The sequence below is a fragment of the Saccharothrix sp. NRRL B-16314 genome, from assembly GCF_000716595.1.
GTDB lineage: Bacteria > Actinomycetota > Actinomycetes > Mycobacteriales > Pseudonocardiaceae > Actinosynnema.
Genome location: NZ_JNXC01000080.1, coordinates 1 through 1,437, shown reverse-complemented (window position 1 = coordinate 1,437; position 1,437 = coordinate 1). Strand labels below are relative to the sequence as shown.

At 69.6% G+C, this 1,437-nt stretch carries 1 protein-coding gene; it reads left to right on the top strand.

Going from position 1 to position 1,437, the window contains the following annotated elements; translation table 11 throughout:
* Nucleotides 1-61: 61 nt before the first annotated feature.
* The gene (locus tag OQ02_RS39055) at nucleotides 62-1,321 is read left to right on the top strand and encodes an IS701 family transposase (protein WP_442973741.1); all 1,260 of its coding nucleotides are present in this window, start codon (nucleotides 62-64) and stop codon (nucleotides 1,319-1,321) included.
* The last annotated feature ends 116 nt before the right edge of the window (nucleotides 1,322-1,437 follow it).

Here is a 1,437-nt window from a genome sequence, read left to right as displayed (position 1 = left end):
ACTAGTAGGGCTTTGTTAGGTCGAATGATCGGACAGGTTGGCGGTGTGATCTTCTGTGGTGGTGACTCCGGAGGAGATGGCGCTGGTGCGCCCGGTGATCGAGGAGTTCGCCGCAGACGTGTTCGGCGGGCTCGCGCGGCGTGACCAGCGGGGTAAGGGCGAGCTGTATCTGCGTGGCTTGTTGTCGGACGGCAAGCGGAAGTCGATGCAGCCCATGGCCGAGCGCCTGGGCGTCGACCATCAGCAGCTCCAGCAGTTCGTCACCACCTCGACCTGGGATCACACCGAGGTGCGGCGCCGGTTGGCGGTGTGGGCGCGTGACTTCGTCGACCCGGACGCGCTGGTGGTGGACGACACCGGGTTCCCCAAGGACGGGTATTCGTCGCCGGGGGTGGCGCGAATGTACTGCGGAGCGTTGGGCAAGCGCGCGAACTGCCAGGTCGGGGTCAGTGTGCACGCCGCGACGGACTGGGCGTCGGCGGCGCTGGACTGGCGGTTGTTCCTGCCCGAGTCCTGGGACGACACCAAGACCGACGACGAGGCGGAGGCCGAGCGGGTCCGGACCCGGCGTGCCCGGTGCGCGATCCCCGAGGACCAGCGGCACCGGGAGAAGTGGCGACTGGCGTTGGACATGCTCGACGAGATCGTCGACGACTGGGGGCTGCCCCGGCGGCCGGTCGTCGCGGACGCCGGCTACGGTGATGCCTCCGGGTTCCGGCAGGGGCTGACCGACCGCGGTCTGACCTACGTGCTGGCGGTCAATCCGATCGCCACCGCGCACCCGGCCGGGGCATCGCCGGTGACGCCCGCCTACAACGGTGTCGGTCGGCGACCGGTGCCGCGCTACCCCGATCCGCCGACCGATCTGAAGACCCTGGTCATGGACGTGGGCCGGTCGGCGGGCCGGTTCGTGGTCTGGCGCCACGGCTCCCACAGGAGCGCGGGCAACCCGACCGGGCGGATGCGGTCGCGGTTCCTGGCGCTGCGGATCCGACCCGCCAACCGGCACATCCTCAAAGACCCGGACGGCAACCTGCCCGAGTGCTGGCTGTTGGCCGAGTGGCCCGCCGGTGCGGCCGAGCCCACCGACTACTGGCTCTCGACCCTGCCCGCCGACATCCGCCTGCGGGACCTGGTGAAACTGGCCAAGATGCGGTGGCGCATCGAGCACGACTACAGCGAACTCAAGGACGGCCTCGGCCTGGACCACTTCGAGGGCCGCTCCTGGATCGGTTGGCACCGCCACGTCACGCTGGCCTCGGTCGCCCAGGCCGTCTGCACGAAGCTGCGCCGCACCCCAAAAGCCCTTGCGCAGGCCTGACCCTCTACGCCGTCCTGCGCCACCTCCAACGATTACTCGCCGCCTGGACCGGCATCTGCCACACCTGCCGACAACCCGTCCAGGCCACGAACAGCCAACAGAAACCGCAGGTCAAC